We start from the raw sequence: 1,759 nt of genomic DNA, 5'->3' as shown, positions 1-1,759 counted from the left end.
GGCCCTGGCCCTGGCCCTGACCTTGGCCCTGGTGCCCCACCTGCTGCAAGGGCGGTGCAGGCTGGGCGGGGAAGACGGGCAACAGCGCGATGGCCTGCTGCTGCAGGTGCTGCGCCTGCTGGAGGGGCGCCACCTGGGGCACACCGATCGGCGCCTGCGGCACCGGCACCGGCACCTGGACCGGCACCTGCGCGGGCTGCGCGTTGACCGGGACCACCGCTTGCGGCGGCACGCGCGGCGTGAGGCTGGTGTTGCGCCGGGCGGCCCGGTCGAAACGGGTCTGCGCGAAGGCCTCCCAGTCGTTCTTGGGTTGCCATCCGTCCAGCGCGGAGTAGCCGCGCATCTCGAAGAGCGCCAGGTCGCCATCCATCCCCATCGCACCCATGCCATACCGGAATTTCTTGTTCTCGCCGGACAGCGCGCTGTGGGGCGTGTATCCGGGCGGCGGCGACAACACGTCGCGGCCGGAGGCCGCCGTCGTGATGCTGCTCAGCCAGGCGCGCAGGGTCGGCCCCGCGTTGACCTTCTGCGGCACGTTCGGAGCGCCTTCGTCCAGATAGCCACGGCGGAACAGCTGGCTGTCCAGCTCCATGTCCACGACACGCGTGAGGGTGTTGGCCCTGCTGTCGACCGTACCGGCCGTCGCGGTGCCGTAGAGGATCAGCTTCAGTTGGTCCCGCTCCCCCTGGGTCAGCGAGCGGAACATGCTGCGGAAATCGGTTCGCGCCATCAGCCGGAATGACGCCTTCGGTCCATCCGTGCTGTCCGGCACGGTCGTGCGGGCCCGGTCGATGTACATCACCAGCGCCAGCAGCATGCCTTTCACGTTCGGGAAGACCGCGGTCTGCGGACCCAGCGAGGTGTTGGCGCGGGCGTCGCCGATCACGTCGCGCATGTCGTCATGAATGTCGTCGTGCTCGTCGCCCGCCTCGAGGTGCTCGTCGATCATGCGGGACAGGTCGCCCAGCGCCACCCCTTCCGTCGACTGCACCGCGGCCTCGAACGCCGGATCGTCTACCCTCATCCAGATGCCGTCCTGGGTGAAACCGTCGGCGATGCCGACGGAGAACTCTCCCCGAGGCGCCGCTCCGGCGCGCTGCTCGAGCGTGTCCGCCAAGGCCTTTGCCCCCGTGATCGCCTGGGCGAGCGCGGGCCAGTTGTCATAGGGCTGGGTCACGAATTCCAGGTTGTGGCCCGAATCGGCCTCCAGGCGGAACGCGCTGTTGCCGTTGCCGTAGGCGACGTCCTTGCGATCGAGCGCCTCGGGCGTGGCCGGGTCGTCGGCGGCCGCGTTCGGGTCCTTGATGAAGGTATTGCCGCTCTCGAACTCGAAGCCCATCTTGCGCTGCGCGACCCCACCGGTGGCCAGCACCGCGAGCGGCGTCGTGCCGCCGGCACGGCCCGCCGCCTGAAGCGTCGGGGTGATTGGTCCGCGCCGGGCCGCGCGCCCGAAAACAGCCTCGATCGTGCGGCGCTGCAGCTGCATGCGCGGCGTGGCCTCGATCGTGGCCTGCCAGCCACTGGCGCGCGGCGCCGCGTCACGGGGGCCGGTCGAGGCGAACCCCGCCGACCGCGGGGCGGTCGCGCGCTGAGCCGGCGCGGCCTCGGTCCGTTCTTCGGCCTGTTCGATCGAGCGCTTCATCGAGGCATCTCCCGCTGCGGGTCGGGTGACCGCGATGGGAAGCTATCGCACCGCCCGCGGCAACGCCATCGGCAGAATGCTGAGTCGCAGCCCGCCCCGCGGTCGGCGGGGTTCGCC

At 70.9% G+C, this 1,759-nt stretch carries 1 protein-coding gene; it reads right to left on the bottom strand.

Annotated elements, in window-relative coordinates:
- A partial coding sequence (locus FUT87_RS23790; protein ID WP_186830726.1) for a hypothetical protein occupies positions 1–1,642 on the bottom strand: 1,642 nt, incomplete at its 3' end.
- Positions 1,643–1,759 lie beyond the last annotated feature (117 nt).

The sequence above is a fragment of the Mitsuaria sp. TWR114 genome (assembly GCF_007997345.1).
Note: the sequence above shows the minus strand (reverse complement) of the source record. Positions and strands in the feature narration are given on the sequence as shown.